General features: G+C 51.9%; 1 protein-coding gene. It reads right to left on the minus strand.

Annotated elements, in window-relative coordinates:
* Window positions 1-259: transposase (locus KP705_RS19310; RefSeq protein WP_215765481.1), on the minus strand; the 259-nt coding region annotated here is incomplete at its 3' end.
* Between the last annotated feature and the right edge of the window lie 111 nt (window positions 260-370).

The following is a 370-nucleotide window of genomic DNA, read 5'->3' on the forward strand; positions in this document are numbered from 1 at the left end:
ACAGGCGATCGTTGATCAGATATTCCGTCCGCTCATCAGACAAATTGTTCAACGTCTGGATCACCAGGATCTTGAACATCAGCACCGGATCAAATGGCGGTCGCCCGCCTTTGCTTCCATCTGAATAGGCCAGTGCCTTCTCCAGATCAGGACGGAACACTTCAAAATCCACAGTCCGGGAAAATGCTTCGAGCTCATCACCAAGCCCGCTCAACCGGGCAAGCCGCTCTTCAACGTCAAAAAATCCCGGCTGCTTCATAGCGTCATTCCCTCAGTCAGAACCGGACGAATGGAATCACAGAGCAGACCTCAAAACCAGGGGGTTTTTCGAACCCTCCAGGTGAAAACGAACAAGCGAGAGTACATGCTG

The sequence above is a fragment of the Gluconobacter sp. P1D12_c genome, assembly GCF_018812105.1.
GTDB lineage: Bacteria > Pseudomonadota > Alphaproteobacteria > Acetobacterales > Acetobacteraceae > Gluconobacter > Gluconobacter oxydans_A.